At 58.0% G+C, this 15,084-nt stretch carries 13 protein-coding genes; 9 read left to right on the top strand and 4 right to left on the bottom strand.

Annotated features, from left to right (window positions below):
• Nucleotides 1-52: 52 nt before the first annotated feature.
• Nucleotides 53-616: an XRE family transcriptional regulator gene (locus ACR0JE_RS14050; protein ID WP_170537106.1), complete on the bottom strand. Its 564-nt coding sequence runs from the start codon at nt 614-616 to the stop codon at nt 53-55.
• Between the two features lie 116 nt (nt 617-732).
• On the opposite strand from ACR0JE_RS14050, the gene ACR0JE_RS14055 reads away from it, so the two are divergent.
• Nucleotides 733-1,908: an acetyl-CoA C-acyltransferase family protein gene (locus tag ACR0JE_RS14055; RefSeq protein ID WP_480551519.1), complete on the top strand. Its 1,176-nt coding sequence runs from the start codon at nt 733-735 to the stop codon at nt 1,906-1,908.
• Between the two features lie 98 nt (nt 1,909-2,006).
• On the opposite strand, the gene ubiB is transcribed toward ACR0JE_RS14055, so the two are convergent.
• Both ubiB and ubiE read right to left on the bottom strand, forming a co-directional pair.
• Complete coding sequence (ubiB, locus tag ACR0JE_RS14060) at nt 2,007-3,536, bottom strand: 2-polyprenylphenol 6-hydroxylase (RefSeq protein ID WP_480545166.1); 1,530 nt, start codon at nt 3,534-3,536, stop codon at nt 2,007-2,009.
• Nucleotides 3,537-4,289 carry a bifunctional demethylmenaquinone methyltransferase/2-methoxy-6-polyprenyl-1,4-benzoquinol methylase UbiE gene (ubiE, locus tag ACR0JE_RS14065; RefSeq protein WP_480545165.1) on the bottom strand — a complete coding sequence of 251 codons (753 nt, stop codon included), beginning with the start codon at nt 4,287-4,289 and terminating at the stop codon, nt 3,537-3,539.
• 86 nt (nt 4,290-4,375) lie between these two features.
• On the opposite strand from ubiE, the gene mutM reads away from it, so the two are divergent.
• The 6 genes from mutM (at nt 4,376) to recF (ending at nt 11,020) form a co-directional block, all read left to right on the top strand.
• Nucleotides 4,376-5,227: a bifunctional DNA-formamidopyrimidine glycosylase/DNA-(apurinic or apyrimidinic site) lyase gene (mutM, locus tag ACR0JE_RS14070; protein ID WP_480864596.1), complete on the top strand. Its 852-nt coding sequence runs from the start codon at nt 4,376-4,378 to the stop codon at nt 5,225-5,227.
• Between the two features lie 65 nt (nt 5,228-5,292).
• A complete protein-coding gene (locus tag ACR0JE_RS14075; protein ID WP_480864597.1) occupies nt 5,293-6,069 on the top strand; it encodes an enoyl-CoA hydratase in 777 nt (258 codons plus the stop codon).
• A 227-nt stretch (nt 6,070-6,296) separates the two neighbouring features.
• A complete protein-coding gene (gene rpsT, locus ACR0JE_RS14080; protein WP_170463044.1) occupies nt 6,297-6,560 on the top strand; it encodes a 30S ribosomal protein S20 in 264 nt (87 codons plus the stop codon).
• A gap of 556 nt (nt 6,561-7,116) precedes the next feature.
• Nucleotides 7,117-8,514 carry a chromosomal replication initiator protein DnaA gene (gene dnaA, locus ACR0JE_RS14085; protein ID WP_480864598.1) on the top strand — a complete coding sequence of 466 codons (1,398 nt, stop codon included), beginning with the start codon at nt 7,117-7,119 and terminating at the stop codon, nt 8,512-8,514.
• A gap of 227 nt (nt 8,515-8,741) precedes the next feature.
• Nucleotides 8,742-9,863 carry a DNA polymerase III subunit beta gene (gene dnaN / locus ACR0JE_RS14090; RefSeq protein WP_480864599.1) on the top strand — a complete coding sequence of 374 codons (1,122 nt, stop codon included), beginning with the start codon at nt 8,742-8,744 and terminating at the stop codon, nt 9,861-9,863.
• Between the two features lie 59 nt (nt 9,864-9,922).
• Entirely contained in the window at nt 9,923-11,020 is a 1,098-nt protein-coding gene (gene recF / locus ACR0JE_RS14095) for a DNA replication/repair protein RecF (protein WP_480864600.1), read from the top strand.
• Here the strand turns inward: recF and ACR0JE_RS14100 are convergent.
• Nucleotides 11,017-11,583 (bottom strand): carboxymuconolactone decarboxylase family protein, encoded by a 567-nt coding sequence (locus tag ACR0JE_RS14100; protein ID WP_480864601.1) that lies wholly within the window; start codon nt 11,581-11,583, stop codon nt 11,017-11,019. The genes recF and ACR0JE_RS14100 overlap by 4 nt on opposite strands.
• Nucleotides 11,584-11,683: 100 nt before the next feature.
• Here ACR0JE_RS14100 and ACR0JE_RS14105 point away from each other — a divergent pair, with 100 nt between their 5' ends.
• Nucleotides 11,684-12,256 (top strand): TetR/AcrR family transcriptional regulator, encoded by a 573-nt coding sequence (locus ACR0JE_RS14105; RefSeq protein ID WP_480864602.1) that lies wholly within the window; start codon nt 11,684-11,686, stop codon nt 12,254-12,256.
• 102 nt (nt 12,257-12,358) lie between these two features.
• Nucleotides 12,359-14,776, top strand: coding sequence for a DNA topoisomerase (ATP-hydrolyzing) subunit B (gene gyrB, locus ACR0JE_RS14110; protein ID WP_480864603.1), 2,418 nt, complete (start codon nt 12,359-12,361; stop codon nt 14,774-14,776).
• Nucleotides 14,777-15,084: the final 308 nt, after the last annotated feature.

The raw sequence follows: 15,084 nt of genomic DNA on the forward strand, positions 1-15,084 counted from the left end.
TAGGGGAAATACAATATTCGGGAAAAATATCCGTGAAGACGGATTTTGCAGGTTAGGCGTTCTTGACGATCAAGAAGACGCGCGCTGCATCAATCGCAGAAATGCAATGCGCAATATCGGCGGCATACCGCGCGGTATCGCCTTGGCGCAGTTCGGAAACCGCGGCGCCAGAGGTGATACGGACAGCACCTTCAAGCACGGTCAGCTGTTCCCGTGCTCCCCGCGCATGCGGCTGGCTGTTCAGCGTTCCACCGGCTTCGAACTGGATGTCATAGACCTCATGCCCTCCGGCTTCCTCCGGAGGAGAGAGGATGCGGATGCGGCATTTCTCGCCCATATTGTCGATGCTGGGCACTTCGGCCTGACGCAAAACTTCGATCTGGTCGGTGTTGTTGGCATCGTCCAGAAGGCCCGCGAAATCGACCTGCAAGGCGCGGGTCAGATTCCACAGGGTCGAGATGGTGGGGCTGCTTTCGCCGCGTTCAATCTGGCTGACCATGGACCGCGAGACACCGCTGAGATTGGCCACGGCCTCAAGCGACAGACCTTTGGCGCGGCGCGCCTCTTTCAGGCGGGCGGGCAGGCGGGTCAGGATATCGTCAGTGTTTTCCGTCATGACGGAATCCATGCGTGTTGTGCGAGCGGATGTCAATTCTGACCGTGACGGGACGTCTTGCGCGACAGGGTCATTCAGCGGGTGCATAGTAAGTGCAAATTAAGGAGGATTGTCCCATGACCGATATCGTAATTCTCGACGGTGCGCGCACCGCAATTGGCACCTTTGGTGGTGCATTGGCCTCGACCGCGCCGATTGATCTGGCCACGGTGGCGACCGAAGCAGCGCTTGAGCGTTCGGGTGTTGAAGGTGCCCAGATCGGGACAGTTGTCTTTGGTCATGTAATCAATACCGAGCCGCGCGATATGTACCTGTCGCGGGTTGCAGCAATGCAGGCCGGGATCCCGAACGGGACACCTGCAATGAATGTGAACCGTCTGTGTGGTTCTGGTGCGCAGGCCATTGTGTCAGCGGTGCAGGCGCTGATGCTGGGAGATGCGGATTTTGCGGTAGCAGGCGGTGCCGAAAGCATGTCGCGCAGCCCCTATATCGTGCCTCAAGCGCGGTGGGGAGCGAAGATGGGTGACGTTTCTTCGCTGGACATGATGCTGGGCGCGCTGAACTGCCCATTCGGAACCGGCCATATGGGAGTTACCGCTGAAAACGTTGCGGATGAGCATCAGATCAGCCGTGAACAGATGGATGCGTTCGCCCTGAGCAGCCAGACCCGAGCGGCGGCTGCGATTGAGGCGGGATATTTCGAAAGCCAGATCGCGCCGGTTCAGGTCAAGGTTAAGCGGGACATGGTTGACTTTGTGGTGGACGAACACCCCAAAGCTACCACCGCCGAAGCGCTGGCTGGTCTGCGCCCGGTATTCAAGAAAGAGGGGCGCGTGACGGCAGGCAATGCCTCGGGCATCAATGACGGCGCGGCGGCGATGGTTCTGGCCACGGCAGATGCGGCGGAGAAGGCCGGGTTGAAGCCCAAGGCTCGGGTGTTGGGATATGCTCATGCGGGCGTCCGGCCCGAGGTCATGGGGATTGGCCCGGTTCCAGCGGTTCAGAACCTGTTGAAGAAGACCGGATTGTCAGCGGAAGACTTTGATGTGATCGAAAGCAACGAGGCCTTCGCTTCGCAGGCTTTGGCGGTCAATCAGGAACTTGGGCTCGACGCTGCGAAGGTGAACCCAAACGGTGGCGCGATCGCGCTGGGGCATCCGGTAGGTGCGACGGGTGCAATTATCACTTTGAAGACGCTGTACGAGCTGGAGCGCACGGGGGGGTCGAAAGGATTGATTACCATGTGCATCGGGGGCGGCCAGGGCATCGCCCTTGCCATTGAGCGGCTTTGATCTGAGATCGGGTTGGGGGGCTGTCTGCCCCCCCATCGCGCCATGGCGCGATTCCCCCCCGAGGATATTTTTGGCCAGATGAAGCAAGTGGGCTGAACCTAGCCAAGCGCCATGATCAGAAGAACACTGACGGCCCCGAGGACGGCGCCGAACAGGGTAGTGAGGATGCCGCGCAGAAGGCCTGAATCTTTGGGCTCTTCTTTTTGGGTTTGTGCGATGAGTGCGTTTTCCACCAGTGCAGGCAGGCGTGGGCCGAATCTGGCCAGAACCAGAGCGGTTTTCCCAAAATCCCGCAGCGCGGCGCGTGGGCCGATTGAGCGTTTGATATAGTCCTCGACCACGGGGCGGGCGACTTCCCAGATATTCATATGTGGATCGAGTGAACGGGCGACGCCTTCGACGACAACCATAGTGCGCTGCAGCAGGATCAGCTCGGTCCGGGTTTCCATGCCGAAGCGTTCGGTGACTTCAAATAAGTAGCTTAGCAGCCGACCCATCGAAATATGCGTAGCGTCCATGCCGAAAATTGGTTCGCCGACTGCGCGCAAGGCGCGGGCGAATTCGTCGACATCCCGGTCGGCGGGGACATATCCGGCTTCAAAATGAACCTCGGCGACCCGCTTGTAATCGCGGCGGATGAAGCCAAACAGGATCTCGGCATAAACCCGGCGGGTGTATTCGTCGATATGGCCCATGATACCGTAGTCATAGGCGATGATATCGCTGTTGGCAGCGACCTTCAGGTTGCCTTGATGCATATCGGCGTGGAAGTAGCCGTCGCGCAGCGCGTGCAATAAGAACAGTCGCAGCACCCGTTCCGCCAGATCACGGCGGTTGTGGCCTGCGGCGTCCAGCGCGTTATTGTCGCCAAGTGGTATGCCATCCGCCCAGCTGAGCGTCATCACACGGCGGGCGGATAGGGACCACACCACCGGCGGTAGCCAGAACCCGGCATCATCTTTTGTGTTGGCGGCGTATTCTGAAGCGGCGGCGCTTTCGAGGCGCAGGTCTAGCTCACCGCGCACGACGCCGTCGAAATGTTCGATCACCTCCATCGGGCGCAGACGACGTGCGCCCGGGGCAAAGAGTTGAACGATACGGGCAGCGAAATAGAACGCATCCACATCCTTGCGGAAGGCGCGTTCGATGCCGGGGCGCAGGACTTTGACCGCCACATCTTCACCTGAGGTGACCAGCTTGGCCTTGTGAACCTGCGCAATGGATGCAGCGGCAATGGGGTCGCTGAATTCGCTGAAGATGTCACTGACGGGTTGCCCGAGTTCCTTTTCTACCTCAGCTATGGCCTCAGATTTGGAGAAGGGGGGGAGCTTGTCCTGCAAGACGCGCAATTGTTCGGCCAGTTCATCGCCGACCACGTCGGGTCGGGTAGAGAGCACCTGCCCGAACTTGATATAGGCCGGACCGAGAGCAGTGAGGGCGCGCGTCGCGGGGGGCATATCGGGATCGCCCTTGTAGCCAAGCCATTGAAATGGCTTGCCCAGCGCGTGGGCCACGAAGCGCAACGATCTGGGGGCTTCAAACGCATCCAGCACCACGTTCATGGCACCGGTGCGTTCCAGTGTGGCGCCTGTTCGGATCAGGCGAATGATATTGTGCGGGCCGCGCATTTAGATTTTCCAACCGGAATGCAAGGCGGCGATCCCCATGCTCAGGTTGCGATATTTGGCGTTTTCGAACCCAGCACTGCGGACCATGCCCAGGAATGTCTCCTGATCGGGGAAGTTGCGGATCGATTCCACGAGGTACTGATAGCTGTCGTAGTCATTGGCGATCAGCTTGCCCATGCGGGGGATCACGTTGAAGCTGTAGAGGTCATATAGCTTCTGCAGGCCATCGTTGGGCAACTGGCTGAATTCCAGCACCATCAGGCGGCCACCGGGTTTCAACACGCGGTAGGCTTCGTTCAAGGCCTCTTGCGGGCGGGTGACGTTTCGGATGCCGAAGGAGATAGTGTAAACATCGAAAGTGTTGTCTTCGAACGGAAGCGACATCGCATCGCCCACCACCCAGTCCAGACTTTCAGACATCTGATCCGCCTCAGCCCGTTGGCGGCCTTCGATCAGCATCGATTCGGTCAGGTCCAGCACGGTGGCGTGGCCGTGCCCTGCGCGTTTAAGGAAGCGGAAGGAAATATCGCCGGTGCCGCCCGCCACATCCAGCAAGCGCTGACCGGGACGGGGCGCGAGCCAATCCATCATCGCATCTTTCCAGATCCGGTGAATGCCCATCGACATGACATCATTCATCACATCGTATTTCGAGGCGACGGAACTGAATACGCCTTGCACGCGCTCTGCCTTGTCTGTCTCGCGCACAGTTTCGAACCCGAAATGAGTGGTGTTGTCGTTGATGTCAGACATTTGCCTTGCCGTTTGTCGAATTTCGCTTCTGTTATAGGGCCATGAGAAGCGGGCACAATGCGGCCCTTTGGTATAGGAGCCATGTAATGCCCGAGTTGCCCGAGGTCGAGACTGTAAGGCGCGGCCTTACTCCGGCGATGGAAGGCGTTGTGATCGCGCGGGCGGATGTGAACCGCCCTGACCTGCGCTGGCCTTTTCCGGACCGCATGGCCGAACGCTTGACCGGGCAAAGGGTTGAGCGGTTGCGGCGGCGGTCAAAGTATATAATGGCCGATCTCAGCAGTGGTGAGACCCTTCTGGTGCATTTGGGCATGTCGGGTCGGATGACCGTGTCAGGCGATCCGTTGGGCCAGTTCGTGCACGAGCACCCCTCGGCGCAGAAACACGATCATGTGGTGTTCCATATGGCCAATGGTGCGCGCATCACGTTCAATGATCCGCGCCGGTTCGGGGCGATGGATTTGTTGCAGACGGCGACCGCCGAAGAACACAAGCTTTTGACGGTTCTGGGGCCGGAGCCCTTGGGCAATGATTTTCACGAACAGCACTTGATTGATGCGTTCAAGGGGAAGAACACGCCGGTGAAATCGGCGCTTCTGGATCAGGGAATCGTTGCCGGGCTTGGCAATATTTATGTCTGCGAGGCGCTTTATCGGGGTCGAGTCTCGCCACGTCGCAAAGCTGGGCAGATTTCTAAGCCACGAATTGCAGCTTTGGTGCCGATCATCCGGGAGGTGCTTCAGGATGCAATTGATGCTGGCGGGTCGTCGTTGCGGGATTTCCGCCAAGCTGATGGAGAGCTTGGATATTTTCAGCATAGCTTTGATGTTTACGGGCGTGAAGATGAACCCTGCCGCACGGAAGGGTGCGGCGCATTGATCAAGAGAATCACCCAGTCCGGTCGCTCATCCTTCTATTGTGCGCAATGCCAAAGATAACTTGATCCAAGTTTTTCGCGTGATAAGGAATCGTACTTGAACGGAACAACCGGAAGCTAAACCTTATGGCTTTTGAGACGATCATCGTCGAAATCGAAGACCACGTCGGGCTGATCAAGCTGGATAGACCAGACGCGATGAATGCGCTGAACACCCAATTGGTGAGCGAACTCTGCGACGCATTGGAAGAGGCGGACCAGAACGACAAGGTGCGCTGCATTGTGATCACCGGCTCGGACAAAGCATTTGCTGCAGGTGCGGACATCAAGGAGATGTCCGAGATGAGCTTTGTTGATGTGCTTAGCACGGATCTTTTTGCCTCGGTCAACGAACGCGTTTCGGCCATTCGCAAGCCAATCATCGCAGCCGTGGCAGGTTATGCGCTGGGCGGTGGGTGTGAACTGGCCATGATGTGCGATTTCGTCATCGCAGCCGATACAGCCAAGTTCGGCCAGCCTGAGATCAATCTGGGTGTGATTGCTGGCATTGGTGGTACACAGCGCCTGACGCGGTTTGTCGGCAAGTCCAAGGCCATGGACATGAACCTGACGGGTCGTTTCATGGACGCGGAAGAGGCAGAACGCTCGGGTCTTGTAAGCCGGGTTGTCCCAGCCAAAAGGCTGATGGAAGAAGCCATGGGTGCAGCGCAGAAGATCGCTGAGAAATCGCTGCTGACGACCGCTGCGGCCAAAGAGGCGGTGAACCGCAGCTATGAACTGCCGCTGAGCGAAGGTCTGTTGTTCGAGCGTCGCGTGTTCCATTCGATGTTCGCCACTGAAGATCAGAAAGAAGGCATGGCAGCGTTTCTGGAAAAACGTGCTGCGCAGTTCCGCGATAAGTAAGGTCGCAACAAAGACCCCGCGAAAGGCAGGCTTCGGCCTGCTTTTTTTGTTGGGCGCGCTGTGTAAGAATCGGCTTGGCAAACCTGTAAAACTTGGGTAGAGACCGCCGTCATACATGCGCGTGCGGCCCGCCTGGCCCGATTCACACTCGTGATTTCTGATCCGGTGCGGATATATCCGTGGCGCGCAACCCAAGATAACCGTACCGAACAAAGGTCAAGAAACACATGGCTAACTCGCCCCAGGCAAAGAAGCGCGCGCGTCAGAACGAAAAGCGTTTCGCTGTAAACAAAGCGCGTCGTTCGCGCATCCGCACCTATCTGCGCAAAGTCGAAGAAGCAATCGAATCCGGTGACAAGGACGCAGCCACCGCAGCCCTGCGCGCGGCGCAGCCCGAGCTGATGCGCGGCGTCACCAAGGGTGTCTTCCACAAGAATACTGCATCCCGTAAAATGTCGCGCCTGTCAGCGCGCGTCAAAGCACTGGGTTAAACCTGCTGCATGACCTTAGGTCATGTCAGAAAGGCTGAACCAAATTCAAAGGCGTCGCTAAGTGCGGCGCCTTTTTTCCTGTTGCCGGAATGCCGCGTCCTCACGAAACCGAGAGATTCTTTCGCTGAAAGAGCCGAGTCAATATCAGAGTTTCGTTGCCGTGCCCTATGCCGTCTTGCTACCACTGATTCAGCGATTCACTCGCTTGGGGGGACAGGCTGTTTCCGCGATCATACTGACGGGCATCAGGACGATTGCGGGGTTGGCGTCGATGACCGGCTTTGTCCGGGCTGCCGATTTGCCACGGACCTTGGGCTAACCAATGGTTCTGGCTCTGTCTAGAAAATGTGTGTGCTACCTGCGACCCGGTTCACCGGACGGTTAATTATTGCCAGCCGACTGAACCAGAGCGTCGTTGCACTCCGGTGACGACCTCGTCGAACCATACGGTTTGACGCACCTGACCCTTTTGCTTGGTGAATCCCTAAGCCGGGAAACCGGTTCCGTATGAATAAGGCCGACAGGCCAATAAAGAATGGGATGCGTGAGGCGCTGAATGACACAAGAGAAATGGGGACTACTGCGTAACAAGTTGATTAAGGTAATTGGCCGGAACAACTATACGACCTGGATTGAACCTCTGACGTTTGAAGAGTTGCAAGATGGTGTCGCGGTGTTTTCTGCACCGACCAACTTCATGGGCAACTATGTCAGTCAGAATTTTGCCGACCTGATATTGTACGAACTGAACACCTCGGGAGAGTCTGTTCAGCGTTTGGATTTCCGCGTTGCTGCAAATACCCCCGCGCGTCCGAATCCGGTCGCGAAACCAGTGGTCGAAGAGGCAGCGCCTGAGACTGCCGCCACCCCTGCAGCGCCGCGCTCGGAGGCCGCGCAAGAGGCGTTGGATTCGATGCAAGCCGCGCCTCTTGATCCGCGTTTCACCTTTGACAGTTTCGTGGTGGGCAAGCCCAACGAACTGGCTCATGCCGCTGCTCGCCGCGTGTCAGAAGGCGGTCCCGTCACATTCAATCCGCTGGTTCTGTATGGGGGCGTTGGTCTGGGTAAGACACACCTGATGCATGCCATCGCATGGGAGCTGAAAACCAAGCATCCTGAGTTGAATGTTCTGTACCTGTCAGCGGAACAGTTCATGTATCGTTTCGTGCAGGCCCTGCGCGAACGCCGGATGATGGATTTCAAACATCTGTTCCGCTCGGTCGATGTGCTTATGGTGGACGATGTGCAATTCATCGCGGGCAAGGATTCCACTCAGGAAGAGTTTTTTCATACCTTCAATGCGCTGGTAGACCAGAACAAACAGATCATCATCTCGGCTGACCGCGCACCGGGTGAGATCAAGGATCTGGAAGACCGGGTAAAGTCGCGCCTGCAATGTGGCTTGGTTGTCGATCTGCACCCGACCGACTACGAGCTGCGTCTGGGCATTCTGCAGAACAAGGTCCAGCAGCATATCGCCACCTATCCCGATCTGGTCATTGCCGATGGCGTGCTGGAGTTTCTGGCGCATCGCATTTCGACCAATGTGCGCGTGCTAGAAGGCGCACTGACCCGTCTGTTCGCTTTCGCCTCGCTGGTCGGGCGTGAGATCGACATGGAACTGACACAGGATTGTCTGGCTGACGTGCTGCGCGCCTCGGAACGCAAAATCACGGTCGAAGAGATTCAACGCAAAGTGTCCGACTATTACAACATCCGTTTGTCGGACATCATTGGCCCTAAACGGCTGCGCTCGTACGCGCGCCCGCGTCAGGTGGCGATGTATCTATGCAAGCAATTGACCAGTCGGTCTTTGCCCGAAATCGGGCGCCGGTTTGGAGGGCGCGACCACACCACGGTCATGCATGGTGTGAAGCGGATCGAAGAATTGAAAGTCACCGATGGCCAGATCGCGGAAGACGTTGAAATGCTGCGCCGCGCGCTGGAAGCCTGAGGTCTAAGGCATAACCTGTCAACGATGCCTCGGATGTGATGTCCGGGGCGTTTTCTTGTGCGGTATTGCCCACGGTCGCGCGTGAACTGTACTTGGCGGCGCACGCGCCCCTTGACCGAATGGGTTTTCCGACCCAGAAATCCGTAAAAAATCCTTGTGCCTCAGGGTGGAACCGCTAACGTGCCAGTCCCGCCCATTTCGGCACGCAAGTCAGAGGAATTGAGGGTATGAAGATCAGCATCGAACGCGGCACCCTTCTCAAGGCCGTTTCACAGGCCCAATCTGTTGTCGAACGCCGGAATACGATCCCGATACTGGCCAATGTGCTGATCGAGGCCGAAGGGGATCAGGTTCAGTTCCGCGCCACCGATCTGGATATCGAGGTTGTCGACAAAGCCCCCGCACAGGTCGAGAAGGCCGGCGCGACGACGGTGGCTGCGACAACGCTGCATGAAATTGTACGCAAACTGCCTGATGGTGCTCTGGTTACCTTGACAGCCGACAGTGCCGCAGGTCGTTTGACGGTTGAGGCCGGGCGGTCGAATTTCTCGCTGGCGACCTTGCCGAAAGAGGATTTTCCGGTGATGGCCTCGTCGGAATACGCGTCAAACTTTACCGCGTCGGCGGCTCTGCTGCGCCGGCTGTTTGATAAATCGAAGTTTGCCATTTCGACAGAAGAAACCCGGTATTACCTGAACGGTGTTTATATGCATGTGGCGGATGGGGCTGAGGGTGGCAAAGTGCTGCGCTGTGTGGCCACCGATGGCCACCGTCTGGCGCGTATTGATGCGGATCTGCCCAATGGCGCTGCGGATTTGCCGGGCGTGATTGTGCCCCGCAAAACAGTGGGCGAGCTGCGAAAGCTGCTGGAAGATGACGAGATGGATATCGCAGTTTCAGTCAGCGAAACCAAAGTCCGTTTTGCAACACCCGATATCACTCTGACCTCAAAAGTGATTGATGGCACCTTCCCCGACTACACACGCGTTATCCCGCAAGGGAACACCCGCAAGCTTGAGGTGGACGCAGCCGAATTTGCACAGGCCGTAGATCGCGTGGCGACAGTCTCGTCCGAGCGGTCACGCGCGGTGAAGCTGCAGCTGGACGGGGACAAACTGGTACTGTCGGTCAATGCTCCTGATAGTGGTGCGGCTGAGGAAGAATTGGCCGTCGCTTATGGCGATGAGCGGTTGGAGATCGGGTTCAACGCGAAGTACCTGCTTGAGATTGCGTCGCAGGTGGATCGCGAAAACGCGGTGTTCATGTTCAATTCGGCGGGCGACCCGACCCTAATGCGCGAAGGCAATGATCAGAGTGCGGTTTATGTTGTCATGCCGATGCGCGTCTGATCGCGCTGGCGCGCGATGCCTCCGGCGGAGGTATTTTTGAACAGAAGAAGGGAGGGGTCATGGGATTGGCCCTGACCGAGCTTACGGTCTCGCATTTTCGGTCTCACAAACTGGCGCGTTTGTCTTTGGATGGGCGCCCGGTTGCCATACATGGGCCGAACGGGGCCGGGAAGACCAATATCCTTGAAGCAGTGTCTCTGTTTTCGCCCGGTCGAGGGATGCGGCGGGCCAGTGCGGCGGAGATGACCAGGCGACCCGAGGCCTTGGGCTGGAAACTGTCCGGCCTGCTGAGTGCGCAGGGCGGGGGGTATGAGATCGAGACATGGTCCGAAGGCGGCGCGGCGCGCCAGGTTCGCAGTGACGATAAGGCTTCCAGTCAGATTGATCTGGGCAAACTCGCGCGCTTGGTGTGGTTGATCCCGTCTATGGATCGGCTGTGGATCGAAGGGGCCGAGGGGCGACGGCGGTTTCTGGACCGTATCGCGTTGAGCTTTGATCCTGCGCATGCCGAGGCGTCGCTGACCTACGAAAAGGCCATGCGTGAGCGGAACCGGCTGCTTAAAGATCAGGTCCGGGATGCCCATTGGTACACGGCCTTGGAAGGTCAGATGGCTGAGACAGGATATCGGATTCATGCGGCGCGTCTTGCCGCATTGGATCATTTGCGTGCCGCGCAGGATCAGGCCGAAACGGCGTTTCCTTCAGCCGAGTTGGAGTTGATTCAAACGGAAGGCGCGATGCCCGAGACAGCGGATGATCTGCGCGAGGCGCTGAGCGAAAGCCGTTTCCGCGATCTTGCAGCAGGGCGGACTCTGGTCGGGCCGCATCGCTCGGACCTGTATGGGGTGTTCGCTGCCAAAGGGGTTCCGGCCAAGGATTGTTCCACGGGTGAGCAGAAGGCGTTGCTGGTGTCCCTGATCCTGTCAAACGCACGGGCGCTGGCGGGGATGGTTGGCGCGCCGCCGATTGTGTTGCTGGATGAGGTGGCTGCGCATTTGGATGCCGAGCGACGCGCGGCGCTCTATGATGAGATCTGTGCGCTGGGCGCTCAGGCCTGGATGACGGGCACCGGGCCTGAGCTGTTTGCGGAATTGGGCGACCGGGCCCAAACGCTGGTTGTTACCGAAGGCGATGAGGGCTCGGTCGTGTCGGCTTAGGCCGGTTCGCCCACTTTACGTTCCCACAGGAAGCCGCGCATGACCTGATCGACCGGAGTTTTGGCCATGTGGTTGACGTAGTTCGACATGGTTTTCTGCGCCAGACCCAGAACAACATCCAGAACGGCGCGGTGCGAATAGCCTGCGTCAAAGAACGCCTGCAGTTGTTCTTCGGTCGGGTTGCCGCGGGTTTCCATCACCTGCAGCGTGAAGGTGCGCAGCGCTTCTAACTCTGCTTTCGGCAGCGGGGTTTCGTTGCGCAAAGCCTCGGTGATTTCGTCCGAAACCTTCATCATTTTGGCGATGCCGGTGTGGGCGGGGACACAGTAGTGGCATTCGTTTTCAACGTTGATGGTCTGCCAAACCACGGTTTTCTCATCATTGTCGAAATCGGTTTGCAGGAAGAGGCCGTGCAGAACCTGATAGCCTTCCAGATGCTGCGGGCTTTCTGCCATCACCTTGTGCAGACCGGGCAGCCGGCCAAAGGCGGCTTGCGATTTCTTCAACAGCGGTTTGGATCCCTCTGGGGCGGATTCGAGGTCGTGAGACGGGAAGTTGGCCATGTCAAAACTCCTGATTTCTGGCGCGATGAGTCGTATTTAGGGTTTCTTGAGCGATCACTCAAGTATATATTTGAGCAAGCACTCAAGAATTGGTGATCCAATGCCCCGCAAACCCGCATATGACCGAGACGCGCTGATCGCGCAGGCGCGTGATATCTTCTGGCGTCACGGCTGGGCGGGGACGTCGCTGAAGGACCTTGAGCGCGAGTTGAAGCTGAAGCCGGGTAGTTTCTATGCGGCGTTTGGCTCGAAAGATGCCCTCTATGCGCTGGCGCTAGAGCGCTACGCGCAGGACGGGGTTGCCAGCATGCTGACCTTGGCTGAAGAGCTGGGGCCGCTCGGGGCGCTCAAGGCGCAGACCTTTCGCGTGATTGCGGCCTCCGACCTGCCGACCAAAGCTTGTATGCTGGCCAAGACCTACGCCGAGTTGCAGGCCAAGGATCACGATCTGGCCGGCCAGGCAGGCGCGCACATGATCGCTATGAAATCCTGTTTCGCAGACCTGTTTCGCCGCGCCCAAAAGGCCGGAGAGATCAGTCCCGATCACGATCCAGAACGCCTTGCTGCGCGCTATCAGTCGGATCTTCTGGGCCTGCGATTGACGGCCGAACGGGATGACGTCAACGCCGCCGAAATTGCAGCTGATATCGCGGCAGACCTCGATCGGCTTTGATCCGCAGATAAATCGGATCTCAACCACAAAATCTTGGGGGAGCGCGTGACATTCCCCACCAGAAAACGTATAAGTTACCAAAATAATATAGGTACTAACGGCATGTCCGAAGACGCACAGGCACCCCAAGAATACGGCGCAGATTCCATCAAAGTTCTCAAAGGCTTAGAGGCAGTTCGCAAACGTCCCGGTATGTATATCGGGGATACGGACGATGGCTCGGGTTTGCACCATATGGTGTACGAGGTCGTTGATAACGGAATTGACGAGGCTCTGGCCGGTCATGCCGACCATGTGACCGTGAAAATTCACGCCGATTCCAGCGTCTCGGTCAGTGACAACGGCCGTGGCATCCCGGTGGATATTCACCCCGAAGAGGGCGTCTCGGCGGCCGAGGTCATCATGACCCAGCTGCACGCGGGCGGTAAGTTCGACAGCAACTCGTACAAGGTGTCGGGCGGCCTGCACGGCGTGGGCGTTTCGGTTGTGAATGCTCTTTCCGAATGGCTGGAGCTGCGCATCTGGCGCGCGGGCAAAGAGCACGTAGCGCGTTTTGAGCGTGGCGAGACCGCTGAGCACCTGAAAGTCGTCGGTGAATGCGGCGACCGCACCGGGACCGAGGTGCGCTTTCTGGCCTCGACCGATACGTTCTCGAACCTCGAATACTCGTTTGAGACGCTGGAGAAGCGCCTGCGTGAGCTGGCCTTCCTGAACTCGGGCGTGCGCATCATCCTGATCGACGAACGCCCTGCCGAACGGCTGGAGACCGAACTGTTCTATGAGGGTGGCGTCAAGGAATTCGTCAAATACCTCGACCGGTCCAAGACCCCGGCAATGCCCGAACCGATCTATATCAAGGGCGAGCGGGACGATATTGGCGTCGAAATCGCGATGTGGTGGAATGACAGCTACCACGAGACGGTTCTGCCCTTTACCAACAATATCCCGCAGCGGGATGGCGGGACCCATGTGGCGGGTTTCCGGGGCGCTCTGACCCGGACGATCAACAACTATGCCCAGTCAAGCGGGATCGCGAAGAAGGAAAAGGTTAGCTTCACCGGCGACGATGCGCGCGAAGGTCTGACCTGTGTGTTGTCGGTCAAAGTGCCTGACCCGAAATTCTCGTCCCAGACCAAAGACAAGCTGGTTTCGTCCGAAGTACGACCTGCGGTTGAGGGCTTGATGAACGAAAAGCTGGCCGAGTGGTTCGAGGAAAACCCGAACGAGGCCAAAGGGATCGTCGGTAAGATCATCGAGGCCGCATTGGCCCGTGAAGCGGCCCGAAAGGCGCGTGAACTGACCCGACGCAAGACGGCGATGGATGTGAACTATCTGGCCGGGAAGTTGAAAGACTGTTCCGAGAAAGACCCGTCCAAAACCGAAGTCTTCCTCGTCGAGGGTGACTCGGCGGGTGGCTCGGCCCAGACCGGTCGCGATCGTCTGACTCAGGCCGTTCTGCCCCTGCGCGGGAAAATCCTGAACGTCGAACGCGCTCGGTTTGACCGGATGCTGTCGTCTCAGGAAATCGGAAACCTCGTGATGGCGCTGGGCACCGGCATTGGCCGCGATGAGTTCAACATCGAAAAGCTGCGCTACCACAAGATCGTCATCATGACCGATGCGGATGTCGATGGCGCACACATCCGTACACTGCTGTTGACCTTCTTCTACCGTCAGATGCCGGAATTGATTGAAGGTGGATACCTCTACATCGCACAGCCTCCGCTCTATAAGGTTTCACGTGGTAAATCAGAAGTTTACCTGAAGGACCAAGCCGCGCTGGACGACTATCTGATCAACCAGGGGGTCGAAGGAGCGGTGCTGAAACTGGGCTCGGGCGAGGAAATCATCGGGCAGGACCTAACCCGTGTGGTGGACGAAGCACGCCAGTTGAAACGCGTGCTGGACGCCTTCCCGACCCACTACCCGCGTCACATTCTGGAACAGGCCGCCGTGGCCGGGGCCTTTGTACCTGGTGCTGTCGATGCCGACCTACAAGGTGTGGCTGACAAGGTAGCCGCGCGCCTCGACCTGATCGCGTTGGAATACGAACGCGGCTGGCAGGGTCGTATCACACAGGATCACGGCATCCGCCTGGCACGTATCTTACGCGGCGTGGAAGAAGTTCGCACGCTGGATGGCCCGATGCTGCGCTCGGGCGAGGCGCGCAAGACCGGCAGTTTCACGCAAAGTCTGCAGGAGATTTATAACACCCCCGCCACGTTGGTCCGCCGCGATCGCAGTCAGGACATCCATGGCCCGCTGGACCTCTTGCGCGCCATTCTGGAAGAGGGCGAAAAAGGTCTTTCGCTGCAACGCTATAAGGGTCTGGGAGAGATGAACCCTGATCAGCTGTGGGAAACGACGCTGGACCCGGACGCCCGGACGCTGTTGCAGGTGCGCGTGGATGACTTGGTCGAAGCGGATGATCTGTTTACTAAGCTGATGGGCGACGTGGTCGAACCCCGCCGTGAGTTCATCCAACAGAACGCGTTGAGTGTGGAAAACCTGGATTTCTGAGGTGTTGTAGGTTTGCGCATAACACTTCGCGCACCCCATAAGTTTGCGTAGTTTTCCCATAGTTTTGCGCTGAGCGATTGTCTGCCCTAGCGGTGAATTCAATCAGTTTTTGGAGTAGTCGTTGCGGTTATGGTCCTTTGCGTTGCTCAATCCCGCAAAGGGCCTCCCTAAGGAACCTTGGGTTCCATGCGGCCTTTTTGCTTGGATTCTCGCGAACGTCTGCGACGCGCAGAAAGCAGACTTCGAAAAGTCTAGCTACGGCCCATACCACCAAAACTAGATTCTGAGCTTGCAGCTCACACAGCGGA

The organism is Ruegeria sp. H3, assembly GCF_056533095.1.

Bases quoted from the DNA above. Each gene is read 5' to 3' on its own strand.
- rpsT (WP_170463044.1), top strand. From the start codon at position 6,297: ATGGCTAACTCGCCCCAGGCAAAGAAGCGCGCGCGTCAGAACGAAAAG.
- ubiE (WP_480545165.1), bottom strand. From the start codon at position 4,289: ATGTCTGACATCAACGACAACACCACTCATTTCGGGTTCGAAACTGTG.
- dnaN (WP_480864599.1), top strand. From the start codon at position 8,742: ATGAAGATCAGCATCGAACGCGGCACCCTTCTCAAGGCCGTTTCACAG.
- gyrB (WP_480864603.1), top strand. From the start codon at position 12,359: ATGTCCGAAGACGCACAGGCACCCCAAGAATACGGCGCAGATTCCATC.
- ACR0JE_RS14055 (WP_480551519.1), top strand. From the start codon at position 733: ATGACCGATATCGTAATTCTCGACGGTGCGCGCACCGCAATTGGCACC.
- ACR0JE_RS14050 (WP_170537106.1), bottom strand. From the start codon at position 616: ATGACGGAAAACACTGACGATATCCTGACCCGCCTGCCCGCCCGCCTG.
- dnaA (WP_480864598.1), top strand. From the start codon at position 7,117: ATGACACAAGAGAAATGGGGACTACTGCGTAACAAGTTGATTAAGGTA.
- recF (WP_480864600.1), top strand. From the start codon at position 9,923: ATGGGATTGGCCCTGACCGAGCTTACGGTCTCGCATTTTCGGTCTCAC.
- ACR0JE_RS14075 (WP_480864597.1), top strand. From the start codon at position 5,293: ATGGCTTTTGAGACGATCATCGTCGAAATCGAAGACCACGTCGGGCTG.
- mutM (WP_480864596.1), top strand. From the start codon at position 4,376: ATGCCCGAGTTGCCCGAGGTCGAGACTGTAAGGCGCGGCCTTACTCCG.
- ACR0JE_RS14105 (WP_480864602.1), top strand. From the start codon at position 11,684: ATGCCCCGCAAACCCGCATATGACCGAGACGCGCTGATCGCGCAGGCG.
- ubiB (WP_480545166.1), bottom strand. From the start codon at position 3,536: ATGCGCGGCCCGCACAATATCATTCGCCTGATCCGAACAGGCGCCACA.
- ACR0JE_RS14100 (WP_480864601.1), bottom strand. From the start codon at position 11,583: ATGGCCAACTTCCCGTCTCACGACCTCGAATCCGCCCCAGAGGGATCC.